Consider the following 26,156-nt stretch of genomic DNA (forward strand, 5'->3'; position numbering starts at 1 on the left):
ATCGGACGGGTTAAAAAAATTATGCTTTTCGCACCGCTGGCAGTAAATAAAATATAAACGTGGTAGCTGTAATAGCCCCTCCAAATATAATCGTCATTTCAGAGCTTGTTACGGAAGCAAGATAACCTGAAAGCATAGCAGAAACCGGAAGAAGCAGCCATGTCATCCATCTGCTCGTGGCTTGTACCCTTCCTAACAAATGATCAGGAGTATGTGTCTGGCGAATCGTACGAATACACGGATTGATCATACTTGCAGCTAAAACACCTATTGCATTCATTAGAGCAACAGCTAAAAAGGTGCTGGAAACAGCGAGCCCGATGACAGAGACTCCTCCCATTAGATGCGCGATCATCAAGATGGTTTGATATTTAAAAGTTCGGCTGAGCCTGTTTGTTACAAGAGCTCCTGCAATCGCCATAAAGCCACCTAGTGATAGAATGACTCCAATTTCTGTTGGAGTTAAACGCAAAATGTCTTTAAGGTGAAAAATAAGCAGCGTTAAAAACATAGTTGTTCCAAAAGTAGAGATCATGAGCGCTAAATTGGTGTACCAGATAATCTTTGTGTTAAACACATGTTTAAATCCTTCTCTCAGTTCTGAGGTGAATGTACGAAAAAAAGTATTTCTAGCAAGTAATGTCACTTTGTTTTTGTGTTCAACCTTCATGTTATAAATGATGGAAAACGTTAGAAAAAATGAGATCGCGTTTAACAGCAAGCCAATTCCAGGGGCAGTTATAGAAATGAGCAATCCGCCTAGCGCTGGACCTATAATAATGGCTGTTTGAAATAAACCCTCATCCCATGCATTTGCTCTATGAAGATGTTCCTTTGATACAAGGTGTGGAAGAACTGCAAACCCCGCAGCATTATGAAGCTGCGTAAGCCATCCCATCATGAGAGCGCCTGCTGCAATATGCCAAAATCCAAGGGTATTCGTCTGATAAAGTATCGATAAAAACACTAGAAGTCCGCCTCGTGAAAGATCGCTTATACAGAGAATTTTTTTGCGATTAAAAGTATCAGCCATCCAGCCTGCAATTGGCTGAAAAAAGACAGGTATTCTTTCTACTGCAGCAATGGTCCCCATCGCAACAGCCGAACCTGTAATTTGAAGTACAATAAGCGGAAGGGCAAGAAGGTAAATTTGATCACCCAGGAATGATACAAACTTACTTCCGAGAAGTTGCATTAACCGTGAATTTTTGTGAAGTGCTTCTGGTTTCTGGAACGCTTCTTTCTTTAACGATTGCATAACCTGATCCCCTTTCTATCTGCTTAATAAAATTATTGATTAAGCAGATAGAATCCTGTTGAAACGAAATAAATTGTTGGGGACTGTCCCCCAACAATTTATTTCCCTTTGTCGTTTCAGCTTTACCAGCTATATAAATCATCCAAAAGAACTATAAGCTGACACTCTTTTTCTTTTTAAGCCTGAATACACCCCTTTTCTCGACAATTATTTCCCACCTCCTCACCAACCTCAACACAAAATAAGGCGAGCTCTCCTTAAAGAGTTCGCCTCTCACTTACCTTGCCTGATAAAGATCCAATACACTTGCCCAATTCGAAAATTCCTCACCTTTATACAAACCGTCAATCCAGACCGTTTCTTTTTGATCTGAATGACTTCTTCTCATCACTTTTGAGAGATTGTTGTCACCTGTTCTCACCCAAACAACATCACTGCCAGGCAACGTTTTTGGATAAACATCTGCTTCTCCAGCACCAGGTTTTGTAAGCTTCTTTGCACTCCCATCTGCAACTTTCACTTGAACTAAGAACGGTTTGGACCTTTTTTCTTCGGGCACATCCCATCCCCACTCAATCTGACGGCTAACAACAATGTCCCCCTCATTTCTCCATGTGAAATCACCATCTGCATACCCGTCAAATCCCAGATTCACTTCACGGCCACTTGTTGCATCCCATACCGTCAGCCGCTTATTTTCAGATTCAAGCCTTCCAATCCCTTTTATAAATCCAAGATCCTTTGTATTTGGGGACCATTGAAACCAATTCGGATGGTTTAGCATTTTTCCAATCATTTTTTTCTTTGAACCATCTTTGGAAACAACCATTAATGTATTAGTATCTGCTGACATAGAGGCAGTAGGACAAGCTATAAAAGCAAATAAACTTCCACCCTTTTCCCACTTGAATTCGGTAGTTCCAACTGCAAAAAACGATTCACTCATCTTTGGAAGCGTTGTGATAACTTTTACTTTTTTCAGTTCGCCTTTTGCGTCAGCAGGAACACTAAAGATCCGGACTGAGCTCCATCCATCAGGCTCTAATTTTGCAGAGGCTGATACAATAAATCCTTTACCATCAGGTGTCCAGCTATAACTGTCGGCACCGAGTGTTACATTTTCAAACGAAGAAGCAGGCTGTTCTAGATCAATTACATTTAGCATATTTTCGCTTTTCCATGCAAGCTTAGATTCAACTGGAGACCATCTTGGCATCTTCACTTGTCCATCAAACACCTTTTTCTTTATACGAGTTACCCGGTTATATACCCATAACTCATTTGACTCTCCTGATATATAGCTGATATATGTTCCATTATTTGAAAAGGAGGGATACGAAAAATTGGACCCCTCAACAATCCTTCTTTCCACTTCATTTTCTTTCATCCAAAGTCCATCTTTTCGAATAAAAGCGGCTTTATCCTCAGCCGCTTCAGCTATGTTCGAAGAATTCATTAAAATCATGAAAAGGATGAATACCATAATTAGTGATCGTTTCATACACTCACCTCATTAACTAACATGAGCTAAATAGAGGATTTCATACAAAAAAGCTCAGAAACTATTCAGCTCCTGAGCTCATTCTTCCTATTCTTATTCTCCAGTTTCAGCGAAACTTTTGATACGAGCTGAGATCTCATCACGCACACGCTGAAATTCACTCCACTCTTTCCCTGCCGGGTCATCAAATCCCCAGTGTTCACGCTTTTTATGAGGTGGTGTGGCCGGGCAAACATCATTAGCATGTCCGCATAAAGTAACAACTAGATCTGCTTTTTCTAAAATATCTTTATCGATCACATCAGATGTTTGATTCGTAATATCAATATTTACTTCTTTCATGGCTTTGACCGCATTTGGATTTACACCATGCGCTTCAATACCCGCAGAATATACGTTATATTTATCACCAAGATAGTGGTGTCCAAATCCCTCAGCCATTTGGGAACGACAAGAGTTTCCTGTGCAAAGGAAATAGATAGTTGGTTTAGTCATTTTGTAGAACCTCCTAAAAGTAAAGAACTGCTTTCGAGACCATCATAATATAAGTATATCCTTATATCAATATTTATTTATATATTCTTTGACATTTTATATAAACATATGGTTATATACTAATGAGGTGAAATCCGTATGGAACTAGATCAGTTAACTGAATGCTACAAAGCCATGGCAGACAAAACAAGGTTGAATATTTTAGCTTTGCTCCGTCACGAAGAATTATGTGTATGTGAGTTAGTAGAAATTTTAAAGATGACACAACCAAGTATTTCACAACATTTAAGGAAGTTAAAGCAAGCTAGATTAGTAAAAGAAAGACGCAGCAGTCAATGGATATTCTACTCTATTGATGGAGAAATCTATCCTTTTATAAAAGCAAACATAGAAGCTCTTCCTGATCTTTCTCATAAGATTGAAGAGTTAAAAGCATCAGGCGGAAAAGTTTGCTGCTAAGTTCATTTTAAGAAGCAATTGGGGGGAGTTTTATGGACAGCATGGCGATTGCGGCCTTCGCTGTATTTTTAGTTACAATTATTTTTGTAATCTGGCAGCCCCGAGGTCTATCAATCGGTTGGTCTGCTACAATTGGTGCAGTGATTGCACTTCTGATTAAAGTGGTTACTCCTGATGATGTCTGGACGGTAACAGGAATCGTCTGGAACGCCACTTTAGCGTTTGTAGCCATCATTCTCATATCAATCATTTTAGATGAAATTGGATTCTTTGAATGGTCCGCCCTACATATGGCGAGGCTGGCAGGCGGCAACGGAAAGAAGATGTTTATTTATGTAATCCTTCTTGGAGCCGCTGTATCTGCATTCTTTGCGAATGACGGAGCAGCACTGATCCTTACACCGATCGTACTGGCCCAAGTTCGCGCGCTCAATTTTAAAGAATCCATGGTGCTTCCTTTTATTATGGCAAGCGGATTTATCGCAGACACAACATCATTGCCGCTGGTTGTATCCAACTTAGTAAATATCGTCTCCGCTGATTTCTTTAACATTGGATTCGTTGAATATGCAAGCCGCATGATTGTACCAAACTTATTTTCTTTAATTGCGAGCACACTCGTACTGTATATCTTTTTTCGAAAGAGTATTCCTGCTAACTATGACCTGTCGCAGTTAAAGAAACCGAAAGAAGCGATCCGCGACACAAAGCTGTTCAAGCTTTCCTGGGTGATCCTGGCTGTTCTTTTAGCAGGTTACTTAACGAGTGAGTTTATCGGTGTACCCGTTTCAATTATCGCGGGAGCTGCAGCTGTTCTTTTTATTTTTGCAGCACGTAAAAGTCAAGTCATTCAAACAAAAAAAGTCATTAAAGACGCACCTTGGACCGTTGTTGTATTTTCAATCGGAATGTATGTAGTGGTTTATGGACTTCGAAACGCTGGACTAACGGATATGCTTGGCAGCTGGATTCAAGTGATCGCTGATCAAGGATTATTTGCAGCAACCATTGGAATGGGCTTTTTAGCCGCAGTATTATCATCTGTTATGAATAACATGCCAACTGTCATGATTGATGCTCTTGCAATACAAGGAACTGAAACATCAGGCGTTATCCGCGAAGCTTTAATCTACGCAAATGTTATCGGTTCTGATTTAGGGCCAAAAATTACACCGATCGGTTCGTTAGCAACCCTCTTATGGCTTCACGTGTTATCAAAAAAAGGCGTCAAAATTTCATGGGGCTATTATTTTAAGATCGGGATCATCTTAACTGTACCAACACTTTTCATAACATTAACCGGCCTTTATTTTTGGCTGTTACTTTTATCATAAAAAAGGAGAGTGCACATAATGATTCAACGCATGCATGTTGCTGTTAACTGCTCAGATTTAGAGAAGTCTCTTGAGTTTTACAAAAGCTTTTTCGGTACAGAACCTACAAAAGTAAAAGACAACTACGCAAAATTTGAGCTTGATTCCCCAGCTCTTCATTTTTCTTTAAATGCACGCCCTTTTGCAAAAGAGGGTGTACTTAATCATTTAGGTTTTCAGGTAAGCAACACAGAAGACGTTCTTGCTATGGGTGAACGTCTCCGCTCGGCAGGACTTCTTTTAATAGACGAGATGAACACGACGTGCTGTTATGCGGTTCAAGATAAAGTTTGGGTATATGACCCAGACGGAAACGCTTGGGAGATTTTCTATACAAAAGATGACTCTGAATTTGAATCCGCTGGGGATGCACGAGATCTATCATTATGCTGTGCACCACCTCAAGCATCGCAGCCGATTCAATTAGGCTTTACGAAAAAATAAAAGAGCATAAAAAAATCCCTCTGCTAGTAATGCGGAGGGATTTTTGTCTGGTTTAAAGGGTGGATAAGGCGACAATTTCTTCAATCCGAATAAGAATCTGATCCATATGGTTATTGTGATAGCTCATAACACATAAGGTGATATAGTCTCTTTCAACCGCTCTTAGTCTGCCTTCGTACGTATTGTTCGTTGTATCCACCACGACTTGCCTCTCCAAAAGACGTTTTGCTGCTCTTCTGAAGTCCTTCACACCATTCACCTTCCCTATTGCACTGCAAACAAGGGGCTTTCTATACTATTACATGCAAAAAAGTGAAAAGAGAAACGGACAAACACCTATAGGAAGTGACTATTCTAGGACAATCACGCATATGATGAAGAAATAAAGCAGATTGGGATGATTGCCATGTTGAAACGAACAGTTGCTATTTTCCTTGGCAGTGTGTTGCTTGGTGTCGGTATTAATGGTTTCATTGTCCCTTTTCATCTATTAGATGGCGGAATGATTGGCATAAGTTTACTCATAAAATATGTATGGGGTTATAAAGTGGGGCTTACGATTATTATCTTAAGTGTTCCGATTTACGTATTAGCTTGGAAGCTCGAGCGACGCTATTTTATAAACAGCATACATGGTCTTCTGGTATCATCAATTATCATTGATCTGCTATCGCCTCTAAGAGGAATGTTTTCTGTTTCGGTTATGCAAGGATCCGTTATTGGCGGACTGTTTATCGGAACCGGAATTGGATGGATGCTTCGTCATGAAACGAGTACCGGCGGAACTGATCTACTTGCACTCTTCTTATCTCGCTGGTTTTCTATCAATGTCGGTATGATTATATTTTTAATCGATGCAGCTGTCATTTTAGCTGGACTTTATATAATGGGAGAAGGAATTCTATTCTATTCGCTTGTGACGATTCTTTCTGTAGGTTTTGCTACCATGACGATGACCCTTATCCGCTCGATTAATTTTTACAAAAGTATATAAAAAGAAGCCCTATGAGGCTTCTTTTTTCATGAAACAGTTATATCCATGAATGCAACAATCGCAATTCAATGTCTTTTGCCTTTTGTTCAAAGCTTTGCTCGTTCAGCAGTTTTACAAACTCTGTCGGTTTTGAGTTTATTGTGCCACCCTTTGCATTCTTTCATGAACTAAATCCATAACCGCTTGTTTCAACGATGTTAATGCTCCATTTGCTTTTTCATTTGTATCTGCATTAACACCAAAATAAAATTTAACTTTAGGCTCTGTCCCAGATGGTCTTACACAGAACCAAGATCCATCTGACAACTTATACTTCAGTACATTTGATTTCGGAAGTTGGATTTCTTTTGTTTCATCCGTTTCCACGTCATATTTGATACTTGTTTTGTAATCCTCAGAGACCACTAATTTTTGTCCATTAATTTCAAGTGGTAAATCAGCTCTGAAACCTGCGAGCAGATTCTCGATTTGTTCTGCACCTGTTTTTCCCTTTAAAGTAAGCGACTCTAAATCTTCTTTATAATAGCCATATTTCTCATATACTTCATTTAAAGCATCATACAATGTCTTTCCTTGTTTTTTGTAGTAGGCAGCCATTTCGGCCCCCATCAAACAAGCTTGAACGGCATCCTTATCTCGTACAAAGTCTCCGATTAACGAACCATAACTTTCTTCATATCCAAAAAGGAAAGTATGTTTTCCGCTCTTTTCATATTCTTTGATTTTTTCGCCTATAAATTTAAAACCTGTTAGGGTATCTTCGCATGTTAGCCCGTAAGCTTCCGCGATTACTCGTCCAAGTTCTGAAGTGACAATCGTTTTGAAAACAATCCCTTTAGAACAAAGACTGCCTTTCTCTTTACGCTGTGACAGAATGTACTCGATCATGAGTGCGCCTGTTTGATTACCTGTAAGAATCTCATACTCACCATCACTGTTTTTCACTGCAATTCCAACTCGATCCGCATCTGGATCTGTTGCCATTAAAATTTCAGCATCAGCCTTTTTACCATATTGGATGGCAAGTTCAAAAGCTGCGTGCTCTTCAGGGTTTGGAGATTTTACAGTAGAGAAGTTTGGATCTGGCTGTTCTTGTTCTTTTACAACCGTAACATTCGTAAATCCAAGCTGTTCCAAACCTTTTCTAACTGGTATGTTCGCTGTTCCATGAAGTGGTGTAAAGACTATGCTTAAGTCATGCATCTCTTTGATCACTTCTTTATTCAAACTGATTTTTAAAAGCTGGTCCATGTATGCTTTGTCGATTTCTACTCCGACTACTTGAATCAAACCATCATTTTTTAATTCTTCTTCGGATTTAACCTCTATTGAAAGTTCATCTGCAACAGCATTAACCTTTTCAATAACCTCATCTGCTTCTTTTGGCGGCAGTTGTCCGCCATCTGAACCGTATACTTTGTAGCCATTATATTCAGGCGGGTTATGACTGGCTGTAACTACAATCCCGCTAAAAGCCTTTAAGTATCTTACTGCAAACGATAATTCAGGAGTAGGTCTTAAGCTTTCAAAGACATAAGCTTGTATTCCTTGTGTAGCCAAAGTTTTTGCAGCCTCCATCGCAAACTCAGGAGATTGATGTCTGGAGTCATAAGCAATAACAACACCGCGGTTTTTCGCTTTCTCCCCCTGCTCTTCTATAAAGTGAGCTAGTCCTAATGAAGCTTTTCGAACGGTGTACGTGTTCATACGGTTTGTACCAGGTCCGATTTCCCCACGCATACCCCCCGTACCAAATTCTAGATTTTTATAAAAGCAGTCTTCAAGGGCTGTCCTGTTCTCTTTCATTCCTTCTAATGCAGTTTTTAATGGCTGTTCAAGATTCTCTTTTTGGATCCATCTCTCATATGTTGTCTCCCAGGACATGGTACTGCCTCCTTCAAGTAAAAAATATGTATTGTAGTTTTGTTTAGTTTTCGATATGAATCGAGTTATTCCTGCTCGATCAATTAAATACGGCCTTTATTATACCGCTTTCATCATAAAAAATAAACTTTTGCGGAAATCGAAAATCTTTTTAGTCATTATTCGATATATTTCCCGAGAAATAGAAAAAAAGCGGCAAACATAACCTGTTTACCACTCTTTTATTTATTTGCTCTTATCCTTTTGAACGACACTATATAGATCTAAACGTCTATCTCTTAGAAGTGTAACACTTCCTGTTTTACGCTGCCTTCTCAAGATTTCTAAGTCCACATCGCCTACAACAACTGTTTCAATGTTTGGATGACATTCCCCTACGATCCCGTCTCTTGGAAACGAGAAATCGGATGGTGTGAAGATACCTGACTGTGCATACTGAATGTCCATGTTTTCCACTTGGGATAAATTCCCCACTGTTCCTGCAATTGCTGTATAGATCTCATTTTCAATCGCACGAGCCTGTGAACAATAACGAACACGAAGATACCCTTGACGATCTTCTGTACAGAATGGTGTAAAGATAATTTTCGCACCTTGATCTGTAACAATACGCGATAATTCAGGGAATTCAATATCATAACAGATTAAGATGGCAATCTTTCCGCAATCTGTATCAAATACTTGTACTTTATCTCCTGGAGTAATTCCCCACCATTTGCGCTCATTCGGTGTTATATGAATCTTATATTGTTTGTCGATCGTCCCATCACGTCTGAACAAATACGCAACATTATAAATATCTCCATCTTCTTCAACAAAGTGGGAACCGCCAATAATGTTTACATTGTATCTTACAGCCAGGTTCGTAAACAGTTCGATGTATTGCTCTGTAAATTCTGTCAGCTTGCGGATCGCTAAGCTAGGACTCTTTTCTTCACAGAATGACAACAGTTGTGTTGTAAGCAGTTCAGGGAAAACAGCAAAATCTGACCCTTGATCAGAAGCAACGTCTGTGTAATATTCAACTTGTGTCGCAAAATCCTCAAACGATTCAATTGTTTTCATCATGTATTGAATAGTTGTAATGCGAACAGGCTCACTCGTTTTAAAATACTTCTTCGTCTTGGTTGGAATGAAATCTACATTGTTCCACTCCATAAGTGTTGCGTAAGCGTTAGATTGTTTATCATCAGGAAGATAGCTTTTATTTAAACGCATCACTGTAAAACCATTCATAAGCTGAAAGGTTAAAACAGGGTCGTAAATATTGTGCTGGATCACTTCTCGAACATATTCTCTTGGCGTCATATCCTTTGAATGCTTGTGATAGTTTGGAATTCTTCCACCAAGGATAATACTCTTCAAATTCTTTTGTTCTGCTAGCTCTTTTCGTGCTTCATATAAACGAGCACCTATTTTCATTCGGCGGTATTCAGGGTGGACCATCACTTCTATGCCGTACAGATTAAATCCCTCAGGATCGTGGTTGGTGATGTATCCATCATCGGTGATCTCATCCCACGTATGTTTATCATCATACTCATCAAAGTTAACCATTAAGCTCGAACAGCTTCCCACAATCTTCCCTTCATATGTTACACAGAATTGACCTTCAGGAAAGATGCGAAGATGACTTTCTAACTGTTCACGTTTCCATGGCTCCATGTTTCCGGGAAAACATATAGCTTGCAGCTCTAAGATCTCATCTATATCTTCAAATTGAATATTACGAAGTTCTATTTTTTTCTCAAATTTTGAAACATCAATCTCGCTCATTTTATCCACTCCTCTAACCTGCTGCGTTATTCATTACTTCCAATTTTTCATGCGTTGATATAGGGTCCCAGTAAAAAATTCTAACTCATTGCCATCTGGATCGGTAAAGTTTATGGACTTTCCGCCACCTCTTTCGATCGGCCCTCTTGTGATGTTTACTTTGTGTTTTATAAGCTCTTTTACTGCGTCTGGAAAGTGATCCTCTGTGACCGTAAATGCAAAATGATCTATACAAATGTGTTCTTTATCCATAGGCTTTGCATTTTTGAATTCAAGTAAACACAGCCAAGTTCCGCCCATATCTAAGTATACATCTGTATTCCCTTTATGAACGAGTTTAGCACCTAGAATATCTATATAAAATTCTAATGATCTTCTTAAATTTGAAACCCTGATCGTCACATGATTGATCCCTCGTACTTCAATCATTGCTTGCTCAGCTTCTCAGCTTGCCTAATAAGAGCTGCAAGCTCTAGTTCGGCCATCGTTTCCATCTGATGATCAACATCATTGAACTTCATATGCTTTGTTACCGGATTAGGGATCGCCACACAATATAGTCCCGCTTTTTTGGCTGCAGCCGATCCATTTACTGAATCTTCAAAAGCGATAGCTTCATGAGGCTTTACCCCTAATGCTTTAACGGCCTCCAAATAGAGAGCAGGATCTGGTTTAACGTTTTCTACATCATCCGCTGTTTTAATAATCTCAAAATGGTGCAAGAAACCGATTCTATTAAGATGCTCTTCCACCCATTTCCGCGATGAACTCGAAGCCAAGCCAACTTTTAACCCTAAATCTTTTGCAGCTTTTAAATAATCCTCAATACCAGGGAGAGGTTTTTGTTCTGAAATTAGTGCAAGTACACGCTCTGTTTTCTTTGCTCTAAGTTCCTCATGATCCAGCTTTTTCTTAATCTGTTTCTCTAAATATTCGTACGGATTAAAATCTGAATGGGTACCGATACATTCTCCCCATACTTCTAGAGGCAGATCGCTTCCATGTTCGCGGTACAATTCTTGAAAAGCATGATAATGCTGAGTTTCGGTATCTAAAATCGTTCCATCAAAATCGAATACAAGTGCTTTGATCATGGACCAACCATCCCTTTGCGTTTTATTTTATTTTCTTAAACTTTTTATAAAGACGCAAGAAAACTGGTTTTTTAGTGAAGGACATTTGTTTTAAACATGATCTTTTTTCCATTGCTTGTTGCAATAACCGTACCCAGCTGATCTGTACGATAAACAGTCATCTTTCGGTTGTTTAATCGATACATAACTTCTTTTGAAGGAAACTGATACGGATTGTTCCTTCCAACGGATATAACAGCTGTTTTTGCTTTTACCTTTTTTAAGAATTCCATACTTGAACCTGTATTTGCCCCGTGATGCCCTATTTTTATAACATCAGCTTTAACTCCGCCCCGGCTGAGAATCTCTTTTTCTTCTTCGGCACCTGCATCCGCCATCAGAAGAAAATTCTTTTTACCGTGCTTAATTTTAATGACTACAGAGTAATCATTGATATGTTTATAATACGATCCTTTTGGAGCGAGCATCTCCACTTTAACCGAGAAGCCCATTTTAAAATTAACACCTGCTTTTGCACGATCTACAGGTATTTGCTTTTCGTTAATCACACGAAAAAGGTCGTGATAATATTTTGTATCATACGGAAGGTTCGGCATATAAAGTACACTTACCGGAAACGCACGTATCACATCATCCAGTGAACCGATATGGTCATGATGAGGATGACTAGCCACGACAATATCTAAATGGCTGATACCTTCTTTTTTCAAATAAGAGATAATCTCGTCTGCATCATGTTCATCTCCGCCATCGATCAGCATCGTTTGTCCGTTAGGAGCTTTAATCAAGATGCAGTCTGCTTGTCCAACATCTAAAAAGTGAATGGTTAACGGATCGAACCAGTCGGCACGGGCCTTCTGTGGCCCCATCATGACTACAAGCAATAAACATAAACAAAACATGGCTGCTCTTTTAGTTATTCTCACTTCTCACACCCCTTTAGAGATAAATTTTCGTCCATAAAGCGTATCCTTAGTTATATGTAATTTTGTACAATTCAACAACAAAACCCGCTATCCAATACATGGATGCGGGCTTTTATTATTAGGAACTGACTTCACTTTTCTTAAAGAAACTCTTCATTGCATGATAAACATCTGCTTTTTCTTTTAAAATATAATGGCTGAATTTCGGATTATCCATATTTTTATATACACTCATCAATGTCGAATGACGATTATACGCGTTTACTTCGCCATAACCAAACATATTCGAATGTTCCATGATCTGCTGAACAAGTTTTACACATCTTGCGTTATCGCTCGTAAGATTGTCGCCATCTGAAAAATGGAACGGGTAAATATTGAAGCGGCTTGAAGAATATTTAGTCTCGATCAGCTCAAGCGCTTTTCGATAAGCAGATGAACAGATTGTGCCTCCGCTCTCTCCTTTATTAAAGAAATCTTCCTCTGTAACAACTTTCGCTTCCGTGTGGTGTGCAATAAACTCAATCTCAACTTTTTCATACTTCGAACGAAGAAAACGCGTCATCCAGAAAAAGAAGCTTCTAGCCATGTATTTTTCCCAGATTCCCATAGAACCTGAAGTATCCATCATCGCTAATACCACAGCCTTGGATTCTGGTTTTATGACCTCGTTCCATGTTTTAAATCGAAGATCATCATTATGAATAGGAGCAACACTCGGCTTCCCGACCAGCGCATTTCTCTTAAAAGCAGTTAAGATGGTTCTCTTTTTATCCACGTTACCCATAAGACCCTTTTTGCGAACATCATTGAACTCAATCTTTTCTAATACGATCTGGTCTTGTTCTTTTTGTTTCAAGTTAGGCAGTTCTAATTCTTTAAATAGCATCTCTTCTAGTTCAAGAATGGAAACTTCCGCTTCTGCATAGTCAACACCTGGTTTATCACCAGCCGGCCCTTTTCCTTTTCCGGCTCCGCTCTGTGCTGCACGTCCATCTCTGGCTACTACATCCCCCACCTGGCTATCTCCGTCACCTTGGCCTACGTGCTTGTTTTTGTCGTAGTTGTATCGGATTTTGTATTCATCCATCGAACGGATCGGAATTTTAATCACGTCACGTCCGTTGGACAAAATGATATTTTCTTCGCTTATCAAATCCGGCAAGTTGTTTTTAATGGCTTCCTGCACTTTTTCCATATGCCTTTGATGATCTTGATATCCTTTTCGGTGGAGGGACCAGTTTTCCTGAGACACAACAAAATTGTTCTTATCCGGTTCACTCATAGCTATCCCCTCCAGAGCAGCAATAATCTATGCTGCTTTTTCTTGATCAACCCGGGGCATACCTTGCTTTTTGTAATCAGCTTTTATCAGAAAAAAGGGTTGGTTACTCTATCATATGCACGTACTCCTTAGAGTTGCTAATCTTTCGCTATAAAAAAGCCCTCTTTTCAAAAATAGAAAAGAAGGCCCGAATGTTTATTTTTTGTATTCCTTTTTATCATGCTGCTGGGGATCTGGTGTTTTCCCGCTCTTTCGTACTTCTTCATTGGTTGAGACGTGTTCCATTATTTTTCCGTGTTCTTTCATTTCTTCAAAGTTTGATGCCATTGAACTGTTTTTTCGTTTAGGTTCGTTATTTTGTTTTGTCATAGGGATTCACCTCTTACAGAAATTTTCCCCATTTATTCCTTTTTAAAACCATTAAACACTTTCATCTCATCTACCGGCCAATAACGGATGTTTGCTTCACCTACGATATCAGTCATCTCTACAAAGCCAATATGCCGGCTGTCAATGCTATGAAGTCTATTGTCGCCAAGAACAAAGATTTTTCCTTTAGGAACGGTGTCATGGCCTGTGATCTCTTCCAGGGTGAAATTGCCTGTCAACGTCCGGTTCCCAGCAAACCGTTTAAATTCTTTTAGGTAAGGTTCATCTACTGGTTTTTTGTTGATATACAGTTTGTCATCCTTGTACGCAATATGGTCCCCAGGCAGTCCAATTACTCGTTTAATATAATCCTCTTTAGGATTAGCCTTAAACACAATTAGATCGAACCGTTCTGGATTCCCGATTTCATAGCCGATCTTATTTACGATCAGTCGATTCCCGTTTTGTATCGTCGGCATCATCGACTCGCCGTAGACAACGTATTGCTCAATCAAAAACTTTTTTATAATAATAGCAATAATAAGTGCAATACCAATTGCTTTGATCCAGTCTACTAAACCATTTCTTTCTTTTCGAGCCGAGCTCATACAGCTCACTTCCTTTAGTTAGCTTATTAGTATCAATTTACCATTTTTAAATAACTAAATACAAGTTCATTTATTTTTATAATAAATGTTTGTAAAATCAAGATAGTGAATTTGTTTAGTTTTCCCTATTTCTTTGTAAAAAAACACACCCTGACAACCTTTTTTATGTCCAGGGTGTGTTTCATATATTATCGATTTAATAAACTTCCCACATATCTTAATAATTCGTTGGCACTAGTTGTATTGTAGCCATGTTCATCAACTAGACGCGCGATAACTTCATTAATCTTTTTCAATTGTGACTCGTCTGGTGTTTTCGACGAAGTTGTAATTTTTACAACATCCTTAAGATCAGCAAACAGCTTCTTCTGGATGGCTTCTCTTAATCGTTCGTGAGAATTATAGTCAAATTTCTTTCCTTTTCTTGCATATGCGGAGATACGGATAAGAATCTCTTCGCGGAACGCTTTCTTCGCATTCTCTGAAATACCGATCTGTTCCTCTATCGATCTCATTAACTTTTCATCCGGACTCATCTCTTCACCAGTAAGCGGATCACGCAGTTTGTTTTTGTTACAATACGCCTCCACATTATCCAAATAGTTATCCATAAGCGTTTTCGCAGATTCTTCGTACGAATAAACGAAGGCCTTCTGAACTTCTTTCTTCGCAATATCATCGTATTCTTTACGAGCTGCTGAGATAAAGTTAATAAACCTTTCTTTATCTTCCTTCGAAATGGATGCATGATGATCCAGACCGTCCTTTAATGAACGAAGTACATCTAACGCATTGATGGAAGGTGTTTCTTTTCGAATGATAGCTGACGAAATTCTGTTAATGACGTATCTCGGATCAATACCAGACATGCCCTCATCCGAAAACTCTTTCTTTAACTCCTCTAAATCAACATGATTGAAACCTTCTACAATCTCACCATCATAGAGTCTCATCTTTTTAAGTAAGTCCATACCTTGTTTCTTGGAGTCTTTTAGTCTTGTAAGAACTGAGAAAGTTGCGGCTACTCTTAGAGCATGCGGTGCGATATGAACATGGGCCATATCACTTTCTGAAATCATCTTTGCATAGATCTTCTCTTCTTGTGAAACTCTGAGATTATACGGTACACCCATTACGATAATCCTGGAGTGCAGCGCTTCATTCTTTTTATTCGCAATAAATGAACGGTACTCTGATTCATTGGTATGAGCAACTATGAGCTCATCCGCTGAGATCAACGCAAAACGCCCTGCCTTAAAGTTTCCCTCTTGTGTGAGGGAAAGAAGATGCCACAAGAACTTCTCATCACATTTCAGCATTTCCTGAAACTCCATCATGCCTCGGTTTGCTTTATTGAGCTCCCCGTCAAAACGATATGCACGTGGATCAGACTCAGATCCGAATTCGGCAATTGTTGAAAAGTCGATACTTCCTGTTAAATCGGCAATATCTTGAGATTTTGGATCTGATGGGCTGAATGTTCCGATACCAGTACGCTTATCCTCTGAGAAGAAGATACGCTCAACCATCACATCTTCAATCCGGTTATCATACTCATGCTCAAGTCTCATCGTATTGAGCGGTGACAAGCTTCCTTCGACACGAATACCATACTCATCGTAAAACTCTTTTCTGAGGTGCTGCGGGATAAGGTGCAGTGGATCTTCGTGCATCGGACATCCCTTGATCGCATAAACCGCTCCCTCAGGCGTTTTTGTGTATTGCTCTAAACCTCTTTTTAACATCGTAACTAAAGTGGATTTACCACCGGATACAGGCCCCATTAACAATAGTATACGTTTACGGACATCAAGGCGCTTAGCGGCTGGATGAAAATACTCTTCTACAAGGCGTTCGATAGACTCTTCTAAACCAAAAATTTGATCGCTGAAAAAATGATACACCTTTTGACCATTTTTCTCTGAAATTCCAGCATCTTTAATCATGTTGTATACTCTTGAATGCGCAGACTGGGCAACAAATGGCCGATCTCGTAAAATATCAAGGTATTCAGCGAAGGTACCTTCCCAGGCTAAACGCTGTTCTTCTTCACGATGCAGTTGGATTCTCGATAAAATATCCATGAGTACCTCCTTGATTGTATTGGCTCCATCAAGTGTTAATCTACTCTATGCGAGGATGTCCGTAATCATTCTGTTTGAATAGTGATTTTTATTTGAAAAAGTAAGAATTTCTATTATCCTTTTCATGGTAAAATATGTTTATCATTGTGTTTTGAAACGGAGCCAGAGTCTATGAATCAGAAGCTTGGCCTAGTTGCGGTGCTCTTTTTATTGAGTATCGTGCTCTTTTCTTTTATTGGGTTAAGAAACGAATACGAAAACTATATCCCATTTCATAAAGCCGTACATTCTCTCGCTAAAGTGGAAGAGATTGATCTTGATGAAAACAGTCGTCTCCTCGATCGAAACGGTAGTCTTATCTATGAGTTTAAAGGCGAGGAAAGCCGAATTTATCTTCCCTTTGAAAGGATTCCTGTTTACGTTCGGCAGGCATTTATCGCAACAGAAGATCAGAATTTTTTAGAACATCACGGAATCGATGGAAAAGCCATAGCTAGAGCATTTATATCCAATTCTTCTGAAGGCGGCATCCAGCAAGGAGGCAGCACGATCACTCAGCAGCTGTCACGCAATCTCTTTTTAACCCATGAACGTACTTACGACCGAAAACTAAAAGAATTACTCATCTCCTATCGTATCGAACAGCAGCTGACAAAAGAGGAGATTCTAGAGCTATACATCAATACGATTTATTTTCAAAACGGTGTTTATGGAATTGAAAAGGCGAGCCGCTATTACTTTAATAAGCCAGTGAAGGAGCTTTCATTAGGGGAAATCGCTTTACTCGCAGCAATCCCGAATAATCCGGGATTCTATAACCCTTTAACAAAACTTGAGAACACAAAGAAACGGCAGCAATGGATTATTAAGAAGATGAAAGAGCAAGAATTTATTGATCAAACTGAATATGATAAGGCAGTTAAACAACCGATTAAATTACATGTTTCTGAGCAAGCTGTTCCTTTTCCTGAAGTTGTTGGCTACGTAAAAGAAGAACTGCTGAACCTAGTTGCAGCAGCACCCGATAATAAGGGATTGAAGCCTGAAGAGCTGGTGAAAAAGAGAGATGAACTTTTAAGAAGTGGTGTTGTGGTTGAAACTTCGCTTGACCCTGAGCTGCAGAAAGAAACATTAGAAGCTGTTCTTAACCGATTGCCTTACCGTGATGTAGAAGGATCTGCAGTGGTTGTAGATCACGTTTCTAAACAGATTGTAGCAATGGTCGGTGGAAAGAATGTTGGCATAGAAGAGTTTAACCGGGCTTACCAAGCAAGAAGGCAGCCAGGTTCTGCGATTAAACCGCTGCTTGCTTATGCTCCGTATGTTGATGTATATGGTGCAAACCCTCATTCCTTGATATCAGCTGCTCGCATCTGTGAAGATAATTATTGTCCAAACAACTATGGCGGTGCTTCTTATGGAATTGTTTCTTTAGAAAAGGCCATGGCAAGCTCTATCAACACTGCAGCTGTCCGGGCGTTAAAGAAGACTGGCGTTGAAAGAGCATTTACATATTTAGATGCATTCGGTTTTTCATCCATTCCAACAGATGACCATCAGCTTGCTAGTGCTCTAGGGGGCTTCTCGAAAGGTTTTTCTCCACTGGAACTTACCAGTGCCTATACCGTCTTTAGCTCCGGTGGTTCATACGCGAAACCTAGGTTAATTACTTCTGTCAAAGATAAAACCGGAAAAGTGATATATGCTCTGGACCATAAGCCCGTTAGAGTTTGGAGTGAAAAAACAAACTCAGTGATGCGGGAGATGCTTGAGGCGGTAACAATTTCAGGTACAGCCCGAGATGCTCGTTTCTCTGGCTCAGCGTATATTGGAGGAAAGACCGGAACAACGAACAATATCAAAGATCTTTGGTTCGTAGGATTGACGGATCGTTACACTGCGGGAGTTTGGGTTGGCCGTGATCGACCGAGCAGCCTTGGATCTATTGAAGGATCCTCTCCGGAAGTTATGATTTGGCGAGATATTATGATAAAAGCTTCTCAGAAATGATAAAAAGACCCTGTCACTGAATGGAGTGGCAGGGTTGTCTTTTAGAGTGCAAATGATAACACGACTAGTGTGAACAGTAATACTATGAACCAACAATAATTCCAGAAGTTTAAAGGATAATTCCACGAGAATCTATAACATATCCACGAAATTTTATCTTATATCCACGAATTTCCCCGGTATATCCACGAGTCGATAAAAAACGACAAATCCTGAAAAAAATTTTTATGTGATCGCCGCCACGAACGCATTATACAAACGCATCACCGTATAAACGACGAGCAAACTGAACCCTGTCCAGAAGAACAAATGCATAAATACCATCCCCATTATTCCGGCAGTGGATAGGCTCGACCCGATCTTCAACAAAAAATAAAAGAAATATACAAGTGATGCCACACCAAACACCATACATAAAAGCAGGATGGAGTGGTTCAATATTATCGAAAGCATTCCGCCAGCAAAAAAGAACCATCCCCCGTTCTTTCCTTGCTGGATGAGTGTCCCTTCCGAATCCCTCGAAAAAAAGAACAGACTTAAATGAGTCAGTGTGTCAGATAATAGCTTAAGAGCAGCAAAACCCATAAAAAACAATAAAAATAAACAAAAGCCAACCGATAGATGAATCACATGATCCGGAAATAACTCCCGCATCCCTTGATAAACTCCAAAGTATCTGAGTTTATCGATCAGAAGCCTTTCAAAATAGATCGCAAAACCAGAGCTGAACAGGATAATCGAGAACAACGGAAGATACCCTGTCATATAAACGTTTTTCTTCATTTGCTCAACACGAATCCCCTCAAATTGTTAAATCTTCGCAGAAATACATTCCCATGAAAACCGTTTTCATTTATAATGAGGAGAGAGAATGGAAAGAATAAGACTACTTTCAAAGGAGGAGTTCAGATGGATTTTATCCTCATCCTACTCGTGATGCTCGCCTTCCTGACTGCAATCTTTACAGCAGGCTATAACGATCGTCCTGGAAAAAACTAATCCATATACATATGGAAGTAAAAACGTCCCTCTTCTGTAAGGACGTTTTTTTATTTCCCCTATTTCAATTTCTATTTCAACTCTCCAAAGCTTTGCTGACGTAGTGCTTCATAGATTAAAATAGCTGCAGTATTTGATAAATTCAATGAGCGAATGTGCTCATTCATTGGTATCCGCAGGCATCTCTCTATGTTTGCATCAATTAATTCTCTAGGAAGCCCCTTTGTTTCTTTCCCAAAAACAAAAAAGACATCCTTCTCTGCATCAGAATAATCAAAATCCGAATACGTTCGCTCTCCGAATTTGGTTATATAGAAAAATTCCCCGTTTGGATACTCAGTGAAAAACGCATCCAATGAATCGTGATGATACAATGTTACATGCTCCCAATAGTCAAGGCCAGCCCGCTTTAAATACTTGTCCTCCAAAGAGAATCCCAGTGGATGGATCAAATGCAGGTGCGTGCCTGTTCCTGCACATGTTCGTGCGATATTTCCTGTGTTTGCAGGAATTAATGGTTCAAATAATACAACATGTATAGCCAAAAAGCTCACCTCAAAAACAATATTCCAACAAGTACTTATTATAGCACTTTTTTAGGAATATCACTCAAGAAGGCAAGCTTCACATTAAAGAATATGAAAAAATTTATACTGAATTCTTTTTGTGTAAGCTGTCGAATCCTCATATCCCCAATAACGCATTCTGCTGTTCGTCGTGTGTGCATTGACCAATGGTTCCCCTGAAGGATCTTTGGCTACAACGATCGTCGTATGCTGATAATGCCCGTCGCCATCAAAGTCATAGCAGATAACATCACCCGGCAGCAATAGATGAGCTGCAGATTTCTCCTGAGCTTGCAAACTCGATTTCGATCCGCTTAAATACCACCGAAGGGCATTCGCAACCGACCAGCTATAGCTCCAGGAGTTATTTCTCATCCACCACCCTTTAGACTTGATGGACTGAGATGTCATTGGAATACCGCCTGCATGGATACTTTGAGATATATAGTTCGTGCAATCATTTTCAAAGTTCTTATAAGCTGGATTGTAGGAGTTCCACCATCGCTCCGCATATCGAACAGCAGCAAGCCTGTCATAACCGCCCTTAGTTGGAGAAATTGATTCGTTTTCCCTTTCGATCTTTGGGAGTTCACGATAATTCCCTTCTTCATTTACGGGTTCATCACTTTTCATCTCACCCTCTAGGAAAACAGCACGGCGCTCTTGTGACAACTCTTCTACATAAAAGTCAAAACCGTGTTTGATCAAGAAACTATAGTGTACAAGATAATCCACTTGAACTTTATTATCGGTTTCGGTCGTTCTCAAAACACTTCCATTCGTTTGATTATTCACGATAAATGCATTTCTATCGGTATACATTTGTTTTTTTCGCAAAAAGCTTTCTTGTTCGTCTCGTAAGAAGAAGCCTCTTCCATCCGCATCTGCATGTATCATCCATTGAGACTGGTTTTGTATATAAGCTTTAAGTGTTTCCATCCACATCAGACATCCCTCCTGCTTTTACTAACATATGAGAGGAATAACAAAAAAAAGAACCCTTTAAGGGCTCTAAGATGTCTTCTTGCAGCTATTCTGTTCAATCGATAATAATATTTCTTTTTTGTCTAATCCCCCGCCATATCCTACAAGAGCACCATTGCTGCCAATGACGCGATGACATGGAATAAAAACAGGTACAGGATTTTGGTTATTCGCACTACCGACAGCACGAACAGCCTTAGGTGCACCAATCCCTTGAGCCACTTCCTTATATGAACAAGTTAGGCCATATGGAATGCTCGTAAGCTGGTTCCAAACCTTTTTTTGAAAAGCCGTACCGAATAAATCGTAGTTCACGTTAAACTCATGCAGATTGCCTGCAAAGTATTCCTGTAATTGTTGAATGGCATCCTCTACATACTCTGGAGAGCGAATGAGTTCTCCTTTAATAAAGTGTTTCGCCATCCATGAACGTAAAGATGGAAGGTTATCCTCCATTGAACCAAAATCGAGACGGCAGATTCCGTTCTCCGTTGCAATGATTGTTAACGGTCCGATTACGCTTTCCATTTCTTCATAATAGAGTAACGTTTTAATCTGACACATAATTATCCCTTCTTTTCATTACTTGACCTTACTATATCGGACACTTCAAACATATGCGATTACGATATTTCCTGATTTTGAAGCATTTTGAGTCCCTTTTCTATCTCTAACTCAACCAAATCGTCTTTTTCACGCTCTTTTGCAGACAATAGTTCCGATTCTGCATCAATTCCACCAATCTTACCGATGGCCCATGCAGCTGTTCCTCTTATTACAGGTCTAGGGTCATGTTTTAGTAAGTTCACGAGATCTGGTATAGCCGTTTCATCTTTAAAATGAGCTAAGGCGATAATCGCATTTCGTTGAATGGGTTTCTTTCCTCTCCAGCTGCCGGAAACATGCCCGAATCTTTCTTTAAACTCTCTATTGCTCATAGACAATAAAGGTTTTAAAAGAGGTTTTGCAATCTCTGGATCAGGTTCCATTTCCACATGATGGTGAAAATCTTTTCCCTTATTTTGAGGACACACTGTCTGACATGTATCACAGCCATAAAGCCGGTTGCCTAATTTGTCTCTATATTGGTCAGGTAGAAAGTCTTTTGTTTGGGTTAGAAAAGCAATACACTTGGAAGAATCGAGCTGCCCCCCTTGAACGAGAGCATTTGTTGGACATGCCTCCACACACTTATTGCATGTGCCGCACTGATCTTCTATAGGTGTATCAGCAGGAAACGCAATGTTTGTGACCATTTCTCCCAGGTACATATAAGAACCAAACTCTGGTGACATGATGGCACAGTTTTTTGCACTCCAACCGATCCCTGCTCTTTCAGCCACGGCACGATCTGAAAGCTCACCCGTGTCTACCATCGATCTTACTTTTGCTTCTGGAACTTTGTCTATAATAAAAGCTTCGAGCAGCGAGAGTTTTTCTCTTAATATATGGTGGTAATCCTTACCCCATGATGCTCTGCAAAAAATACCTCTTCGCTCTCCTTTTATACTTTTAGGAGCATTCTTCATTTTAGAGGGATATGCCAGTGCAATAGATATAATGCTTGAAGCGCCTGTAAGCAGCTGCTCTGGCTCTGTTCTCTTATCAATATCTTTTTCTTCAAATCCTGATTGATAGCCAAGGTCTTGCTGTATTCGGAGTCGTTCTTTAAGCTCCGCAAAAACATTCGCATGTGCGAAGCCAATTTTATCAATTCCGATTTCTTTACTATATGCAACAATCTCTTTCTTCAACTGGGCACTTGTCACGCATATCCCTCCTTTCACATTTATTTTCCACTCTTATGATAAAATACAACTATATTTAAAAGAAACGGGGTTCGATGATGATTACCATTTCTCCTAAAATAAGCGAACTTGTCCCACATTTTAAAATAGGCACAATTACATACCATGATATCGCGATTAGCGAATCACCGCAAATGATAAAAGGCAGATTCCAGCTATTTACAGAATCTCTGCGCCTTGAGGAAAAAACAGCAACAGATTATCCGGGTATCGCCGAGTACCGGTCTGTATTTAAGGCGATAGGAATTGATCCTTCCAGGTACCGTCCTGCTTCAGAAGCGCTGCTTCGGCGTATATTAAGCGGCAAAGATCTACCTCCTATCAATTCAGGTGTAGACGTTAATAATTTCTTTTCAATACGTTTTGCCATCCCCATTGGTCTATATAACCTCGATAAGATTGAGGGGAATGTTGAGATTCGAATTGGTCATTCTGACGATACATATGAGGGCTTAAACGGCCGAGAAATGAATATGGAAGGAAAGCTATTATCAGCTGACTCTTTTGGAGCATTTGGCAGCCCTATCGTGGACTCTAAGCGTACGATGGTAGATGAAAGAGTGATGAATGCATTACATATCGTATACCTCCAGCCATCTATGGAGAAAAGTGAGGCAGAAGAACTTTTAGAATCAATGGCAAAAATGTTTACCCAAGTGAATGGTGGGACTGCGGAGATCAAGGTTCTCTAAATGATTGAATTCGCCTCTTGTCATATTTAGCCGACTCGCGGATATATGATAAAAACTAACAGGATTAATGTAAAAACCCGCTGTATTATTGCTTGATCTCGCCGGTGATTACCTAAATATCTGGGATTACAAAAAAATGCAGGGCTTCATTGGATCAACGAAGCCCTGCATTAAAACCTACAACTAACTTGTTCTATATATAAGCAGCATGTTTAAGATTTATGACAAGTTCTTTTTTACTATTTTGAAAGCTTGGCACTAGCCAAGCTACATTTCCATACAATTAACGTTTTAAAAGAAACAGCAATGCTAAAAACATGATGACCGATAAAATCAGGATTACTTTTATAGAATAAAATATCCTCATTATCATTATTTCTATTACATCAAAATAACGTCCTATATCAGACAATAAGAAAAAGATAGATGTTAAACAAACGGTAATGACAAGAATACAAAAAACAGAACCAAGCTGCCCTCTATACATTGGCCCTCCCCCTTGTTCTTACCTATTCAGTGTACAAGAAGAACGTTCATTTAAGTTTTTAGGCAGTATTAAAATCCAAATAAAATAAAAAAACTTCCCACAACTGTGAGAAGTCTAAAATACATGCTGTTATGTTAAAGTAAAATGGTACCGGTGGTCGGGGTCGAACCGACACTCCAGAAGGAACACGATTTTGAGTCGTGCGCGTCTGCCAATTCCGCCACACCGGCATTTAAGGCTTTGATCAATAAAAGATGGAGGCGGCACCCGGATTCGAACCGGGGGATAAGGGTTTTGCAGACCCGTGCCTTACCACTTGGCTATGCCGCCAGAATCTAAAAATGGAGCGGAAGACGGGATTCGAACCCGCGACCCCAACCTTGGCAAGGTTGTATTCTACCACTGAACTACTTCCGCAGATATTAATTTAAAATAAAAATGGCTGGGCTAGCTGGATTCGAACCAACGCATGACGGAGTCAAAGTCCGTTGCCTTACCGCTTGGCTATAGCCCAACACTTAAATGGGGCGGACGAGGGGAATCGAACCCCCGAATGTCGGAACCACAATCCGATGCGTTAACCACTTCGCCACGACCGCCACAGTATTTATAATGGCAGGGGCAGTAGGAATCGAACCCACACCAAAGGTTTTGGAGACCTTCGTTCTACCGTTAAACTATGCCCCTGTAAGGAATAATATGCTAATAAAGATGGTGGAGGGGGACGGATTCGAACCGCCGAACCCGGAGGGAGCGGATTTACAGTCCGCCGCGTTTAGCCACTTCGCTACCCCTCCACAATTGAGACAGGTATTATTTTAAAACATATAAGACCTGATTTCAAGAGGAATTTTTATCCTGACAAGGACATGCTTCTGCGTCTACATGCTTATTCGAGCAGTAGATTCCTCATCGCAGCAGATTTAATTATTGGAATAAATAAATCTGTGGTGCCGGCTAGAGGACTTGAACCCCCAACCTACTGATTACAAGTCAGTTGCTCTACCAATTGAGCTAAACCGGCAAAAAAAATGGTGGCTCGAGACGGAATCGAACCGCCGACACGAGGATTTTCAGTCCTCTGCTCTACCGACTGAGCTATCGAGCCAAGAATGTTTAACTGTCCGTTGGTTACCCTGTCTCTTCCTCTAAAAGAATGACTGTGAGTAAATCCGTCGAGACAACTCGTAGTTTTATCACGATGTATTCCTCGTGACTGAGCTATCGAGCCAAGAAACAATGTCTTGGTAATGTAAAGCCACCGTTTAATGTAAATAAAAATGGCGGACCCGACCGGGGTCGAACCGGCGATCTCCTGCGTGACAGGCAGGCATGTTAACCACTACACCACGAGTCCATTTGGTTGCGGGGACAGGATTTGAACCTGCGACCTTCGGGTTATGAGCCCGACGAGCTACCAGACTGCTCCACCCCGCGATGATATCAAGTATATGGACGATGTCGTCCTTTTTTGCAATCTCTTCCTCTACAAGCATCTCAGAGATGTGTATCCGTCGAGACATGTCGTCGTGATTTCACTGAAGCTTACGCTCCATGCTCCACCCCGCGATGATATAAAGTATGATATAAAAGTATAAATAAATGGTGGAGGATGACGGGATCGAACCGCCGACCCCCTGCTTGTAAGGCAGGTGCTCTCCCAGCTGAGCTAATCCTCCATTAAAAAATATTAAGTTGGTTATGTATAAAAAGTGGTGACCCGTACGGGATTCGAACCCGTGTTACCGCCGTGAAAGGGCGGTGTCTTAACCGCTTGACCAACGGGCCAGTGTTTGAGTATGAGAGTATGTATCTGGCGGAGAGCAAGGGATTCGAACCCTTGATACGGGGTTGACCGTATACACGATTTCCAATCGTGCTCCTTCGACCTCTCGGACAGCTCTCCAATATGGCTCCACAGGTAGGACTCGAACCTACGACCGATCGGTTAACAGCCGATAGCTCTACCACTGAGCTACTGTGGAATATGTATGGCCTAGCGACGTCCTACTCTTACAGGGGGAAACCCCCAACTACCATCGGCGCTGAAGAGCTTAACT

25 protein-coding genes and 15 tRNA genes are annotated in these 26,156 nt (G+C 40.2%); 6 read left to right on the forward strand and 34 right to left on the reverse strand.

Annotated elements, in window-relative coordinates:
• Window positions 1–19 precede the first annotated feature (19 nt).
• The 3 genes from IEV52_RS17960 to arsC form a co-directional block, all read right to left on the reverse strand.
• Complete coding sequence (locus IEV52_RS17960; RefSeq protein ID WP_188403837.1) at window positions 20–1,258, reverse strand: MFS transporter; 1,239 nt, start codon at window positions 1,256–1,258, stop codon at window positions 20–22.
• A 277-nt stretch (window positions 1,259–1,535) separates the two neighbouring features.
• On the reverse strand, window positions 1,536–2,759 hold the full coding sequence (locus IEV52_RS17965; protein ID WP_188403838.1) for a TolB family protein: 1,224 nt from the start codon (window positions 2,757–2,759) through the stop codon (window positions 1,536–1,538).
• A 93-nt stretch (window positions 2,760–2,852) separates the two neighbouring features.
• Window positions 2,853–3,254: an arsenate reductase (thioredoxin) gene (gene arsC, locus IEV52_RS17970; RefSeq protein ID WP_188403839.1), complete on the reverse strand. Its 402-nt coding sequence runs from the start codon at window positions 3,252–3,254 to the stop codon at window positions 2,853–2,855.
• Between the two features lie 138 nt (window positions 3,255–3,392).
• Between arsC and IEV52_RS17975 the strand changes: the two genes are divergently transcribed.
• The 3 genes from IEV52_RS17975 to IEV52_RS17985 are packed head-to-tail and all read left to right on the forward strand — an operon-like array spanning window position 3,393 to window position 5,530.
• Entirely contained in the window at window positions 3,393–3,713 is a 321-nt protein-coding gene (locus tag IEV52_RS17975; RefSeq protein WP_188403840.1) for an ArsR/SmtB family transcription factor, read from the forward strand.
• 41 nt (window positions 3,714–3,754) lie between these two features.
• Window positions 3,755–5,047 carry an arsenic transporter gene (locus IEV52_RS17980; RefSeq protein WP_188403994.1) on the forward strand — a complete coding sequence of 431 codons (1,293 nt, stop codon included), beginning with the start codon at window positions 3,755–3,757 and terminating at the stop codon, window positions 5,045–5,047.
• 18 nt (window positions 5,048–5,065) lie between these two features.
• On the forward strand, window positions 5,066–5,530 hold the full coding sequence (locus IEV52_RS17985) for an ArsI/CadI family heavy metal resistance metalloenzyme (RefSeq protein WP_188403841.1): 465 nt from the start codon (window positions 5,066–5,068) through the stop codon (window positions 5,528–5,530).
• A gap of 52 nt (window positions 5,531–5,582) precedes the next feature.
• Here IEV52_RS17985 and IEV52_RS17990 read toward each other — a convergent pair whose 3' ends face one another.
• Window positions 5,583–5,780 carry a DUF2642 domain-containing protein gene (locus IEV52_RS17990; protein WP_205723986.1) on the reverse strand — a complete coding sequence of 66 codons (198 nt, stop codon included), beginning with the start codon at window positions 5,778–5,780 and terminating at the stop codon, window positions 5,583–5,585.
• 156 nt (window positions 5,781–5,936) lie between these two features.
• On the opposite strand from IEV52_RS17990, the gene IEV52_RS17995 reads away from it, so the two are divergent.
• A complete protein-coding gene (locus IEV52_RS17995; protein ID WP_188403843.1) occupies window positions 5,937–6,524 on the forward strand; it encodes a YitT family protein in 588 nt (195 codons plus the stop codon).
• Between the two features lie 135 nt (window positions 6,525–6,659).
• On the opposite strand, the gene IEV52_RS18000 is transcribed toward IEV52_RS17995, so the two are convergent.
• From IEV52_RS18000 to IEV52_RS18040, 9 genes are all read right to left on the reverse strand, one after another.
• On the reverse strand, window positions 6,660–8,408 hold the full coding sequence (locus IEV52_RS18000) for a phospho-sugar mutase (protein ID WP_188403844.1): 1,749 nt from the start codon (window positions 8,406–8,408) through the stop codon (window positions 6,660–6,662).
• Window positions 8,409–8,633: 225 nt separating this feature from the next.
• Window positions 8,634–10,184, reverse strand: a complete 1,551-nt coding sequence (locus tag IEV52_RS18005; protein ID WP_188403845.1) for a bifunctional GNAT family N-acetyltransferase/carbon-nitrogen hydrolase family protein — start codon at window positions 10,182–10,184, stop codon at window positions 8,634–8,636.
• A 33-nt stretch (window positions 10,185–10,217) separates the two neighbouring features.
• Window positions 10,218–10,610, reverse strand: a complete 393-nt coding sequence (locus IEV52_RS18010) for a VOC family protein (RefSeq protein ID WP_188403995.1) — start codon at window positions 10,608–10,610, stop codon at window positions 10,218–10,220.
• Window positions 10,610–11,278: an HAD family hydrolase gene (locus IEV52_RS18015; RefSeq protein ID WP_188403846.1), complete on the reverse strand. Its 669-nt coding sequence runs from the start codon at window positions 11,276–11,278 to the stop codon at window positions 10,610–10,612. The genes IEV52_RS18010 and IEV52_RS18015 overlap by 1 nt, the downstream gene beginning before the upstream one ends.
• Before the next feature lie 71 nt (window positions 11,279–11,349).
• The gene (locus tag IEV52_RS18020) at window positions 11,350–12,204 is read right to left on the reverse strand and encodes a ComEC/Rec2 family competence protein (protein WP_188403847.1); all 855 of its coding nucleotides are present in this window, start codon (window positions 12,202–12,204) and stop codon (window positions 11,350–11,352) included.
• A 118-nt stretch (window positions 12,205–12,322) separates the two neighbouring features.
• Window positions 12,323–13,489 carry a sporulation protein YhbH gene (yhbH, locus tag IEV52_RS18025; protein WP_188403848.1) on the reverse strand — a complete coding sequence of 389 codons (1,167 nt, stop codon included), beginning with the start codon at window positions 13,487–13,489 and terminating at the stop codon, window positions 12,323–12,325.
• A gap of 195 nt (window positions 13,490–13,684) precedes the next feature.
• A complete protein-coding gene (locus IEV52_RS18030) occupies window positions 13,685–13,858 on the reverse strand; it encodes a hypothetical protein (protein ID WP_188403849.1) in 174 nt (57 codons plus the stop codon).
• Window positions 13,859–13,890: 32 nt separating this feature from the next.
• Window positions 13,891–14,466 (reverse strand): signal peptidase I, encoded by a 576-nt coding sequence (gene lepB, locus IEV52_RS18035; protein WP_188403850.1) that lies wholly within the window; start codon window positions 14,464–14,466, stop codon window positions 13,891–13,893.
• 188 nt (window positions 14,467–14,654) lie between these two features.
• Window positions 14,655–16,550, reverse strand: coding sequence for a PrkA family serine protein kinase (locus IEV52_RS18040; RefSeq protein ID WP_188403851.1), 1,896 nt, complete (start codon window positions 16,548–16,550; stop codon window positions 14,655–14,657).
• Window positions 16,551–16,721: 171 nt separating this feature from the next.
• Here IEV52_RS18040 and IEV52_RS18045 point away from each other — a divergent pair, with 171 nt between their 5' ends.
• The gene (locus IEV52_RS18045) at window positions 16,722–18,560 is read left to right on the forward strand and encodes a transglycosylase domain-containing protein (RefSeq protein ID WP_188403852.1); all 1,839 of its coding nucleotides are present in this window, start codon (window positions 16,722–16,724) and stop codon (window positions 18,558–18,560) included.
• A 225-nt stretch (window positions 18,561–18,785) separates the two neighbouring features.
• Here IEV52_RS18045 and IEV52_RS18050 read toward each other — a convergent pair whose 3' ends face one another.
• The 5 genes from IEV52_RS18050 to queG form a co-directional block, all read right to left on the reverse strand.
• Window positions 18,786–19,343 carry a DUF5366 family protein gene (locus IEV52_RS18050; RefSeq protein ID WP_188403853.1) on the reverse strand — a complete coding sequence of 186 codons (558 nt, stop codon included), beginning with the start codon at window positions 19,341–19,343 and terminating at the stop codon, window positions 18,786–18,788.
• Window positions 19,344–19,630: 287 nt separating this feature from the next.
• Window positions 19,631–20,104, reverse strand: coding sequence for a tRNA (uridine(34)/cytosine(34)/5-carboxymethylaminomethyluridine(34)-2'-O)-methyltransferase TrmL (trmL, locus tag IEV52_RS18055; RefSeq protein WP_188403854.1), 474 nt, complete (start codon window positions 20,102–20,104; stop codon window positions 19,631–19,633).
• Between the two features lie 84 nt (window positions 20,105–20,188).
• Complete coding sequence (locus IEV52_RS18060) at window positions 20,189–21,070, reverse strand: amidase domain-containing protein (RefSeq protein WP_188403855.1); 882 nt, start codon at window positions 21,068–21,070, stop codon at window positions 20,189–20,191.
• 66 nt (window positions 21,071–21,136) lie between these two features.
• Window positions 21,137–21,673: a methylated-DNA--[protein]-cysteine S-methyltransferase gene (locus tag IEV52_RS18065; RefSeq protein ID WP_188403856.1), complete on the reverse strand. Its 537-nt coding sequence runs from the start codon at window positions 21,671–21,673 to the stop codon at window positions 21,137–21,139.
• Between the two features lie 59 nt (window positions 21,674–21,732).
• Complete coding sequence (gene queG, locus IEV52_RS18070; RefSeq protein ID WP_188403857.1) at window positions 21,733–22,878, reverse strand: tRNA epoxyqueuosine(34) reductase QueG; 1,146 nt, start codon at window positions 22,876–22,878, stop codon at window positions 21,733–21,735.
• Between the two features lie 74 nt (window positions 22,879–22,952).
• Between queG and IEV52_RS18075 the strand changes: the two genes are divergently transcribed.
• A complete protein-coding gene (locus IEV52_RS18075; RefSeq protein ID WP_188403858.1) occupies window positions 22,953–23,609 on the forward strand; it encodes a B3/B4 domain-containing protein in 657 nt (218 codons plus the stop codon).
• A 283-nt stretch (window positions 23,610–23,892) separates the two neighbouring features.
• On the opposite strand, the gene IEV52_RS18080 is transcribed toward IEV52_RS18075, so the two are convergent.
• The 16 genes from IEV52_RS18080 to IEV52_RS18155 form a co-directional block, all read right to left on the reverse strand.
• Window positions 23,893–24,096 (reverse strand): hypothetical protein, encoded by a 204-nt coding sequence (locus IEV52_RS18080; RefSeq protein ID WP_188403859.1) that lies wholly within the window; start codon window positions 24,094–24,096, stop codon window positions 23,893–23,895.
• A 145-nt stretch (window positions 24,097–24,241) separates the two neighbouring features.
• Window positions 24,242–24,326, reverse strand: a tRNA-Leu gene (locus tag IEV52_RS18085).
• Between the two features lie 25 nt (window positions 24,327–24,351).
• Window positions 24,352–24,426 (reverse strand) — tRNA-Cys (locus IEV52_RS18090).
• 12 nt (window positions 24,427–24,438) lie between these two features.
• Window positions 24,439–24,513: transfer RNA gene (locus IEV52_RS18095), tRNA-Gly, on the reverse strand.
• A 22-nt stretch (window positions 24,514–24,535) separates the two neighbouring features.
• Window positions 24,536–24,610: transfer RNA gene (locus tag IEV52_RS18100), tRNA-Gln, on the reverse strand.
• A 9-nt stretch (window positions 24,611–24,619) separates the two neighbouring features.
• Window positions 24,620–24,695, reverse strand: a tRNA-His gene (locus IEV52_RS18105).
• A gap of 14 nt (window positions 24,696–24,709) precedes the next feature.
• Window positions 24,710–24,783 (reverse strand) — tRNA-Trp (locus IEV52_RS18110).
• 25 nt (window positions 24,784–24,808) lie between these two features.
• Window positions 24,809–24,893: transfer RNA gene (locus IEV52_RS18115), tRNA-Tyr, on the reverse strand.
• Window positions 24,894–25,044: 151 nt separating this feature from the next.
• A tRNA-Thr gene (locus tag IEV52_RS18120) sits at window positions 25,045–25,120 on the reverse strand.
• 8 nt (window positions 25,121–25,128) lie between these two features.
• Window positions 25,129–25,204, reverse strand: a tRNA-Phe gene (locus IEV52_RS18125).
• Between the two features lie 173 nt (window positions 25,205–25,377).
• A tRNA-Asp gene (locus tag IEV52_RS18130) sits at window positions 25,378–25,453 on the reverse strand.
• Window positions 25,454–25,456: 3 nt separating this feature from the next.
• A tRNA-Met gene (locus IEV52_RS18135) sits at window positions 25,457–25,533 on the reverse strand.
• A gap of 166 nt (window positions 25,534–25,699) precedes the next feature.
• Window positions 25,700–25,775 (reverse strand) — tRNA-Val (locus IEV52_RS18140).
• 34 nt (window positions 25,776–25,809) lie between these two features.
• Window positions 25,810–25,884 (reverse strand) — tRNA-Glu (locus tag IEV52_RS18145).
• 26 nt (window positions 25,885–25,910) lie between these two features.
• Window positions 25,911–26,002 (reverse strand) — tRNA-Ser (locus IEV52_RS18150).
• Between the two features lie 4 nt (window positions 26,003–26,006).
• A tRNA-Asn gene (locus IEV52_RS18155) sits at window positions 26,007–26,081 on the reverse strand.
• Between the last annotated feature and the right edge of the window lie 75 nt (window positions 26,082–26,156).

Origin of the sequence: Fictibacillus barbaricus, assembly GCF_014635025.1 — a bacterium.
In the GTDB taxonomy this organism is placed as follows: Bacteria; Bacillota; Bacilli; order Bacillales; family Fictibacillaceae; genus Fictibacillus; species Fictibacillus barbaricus.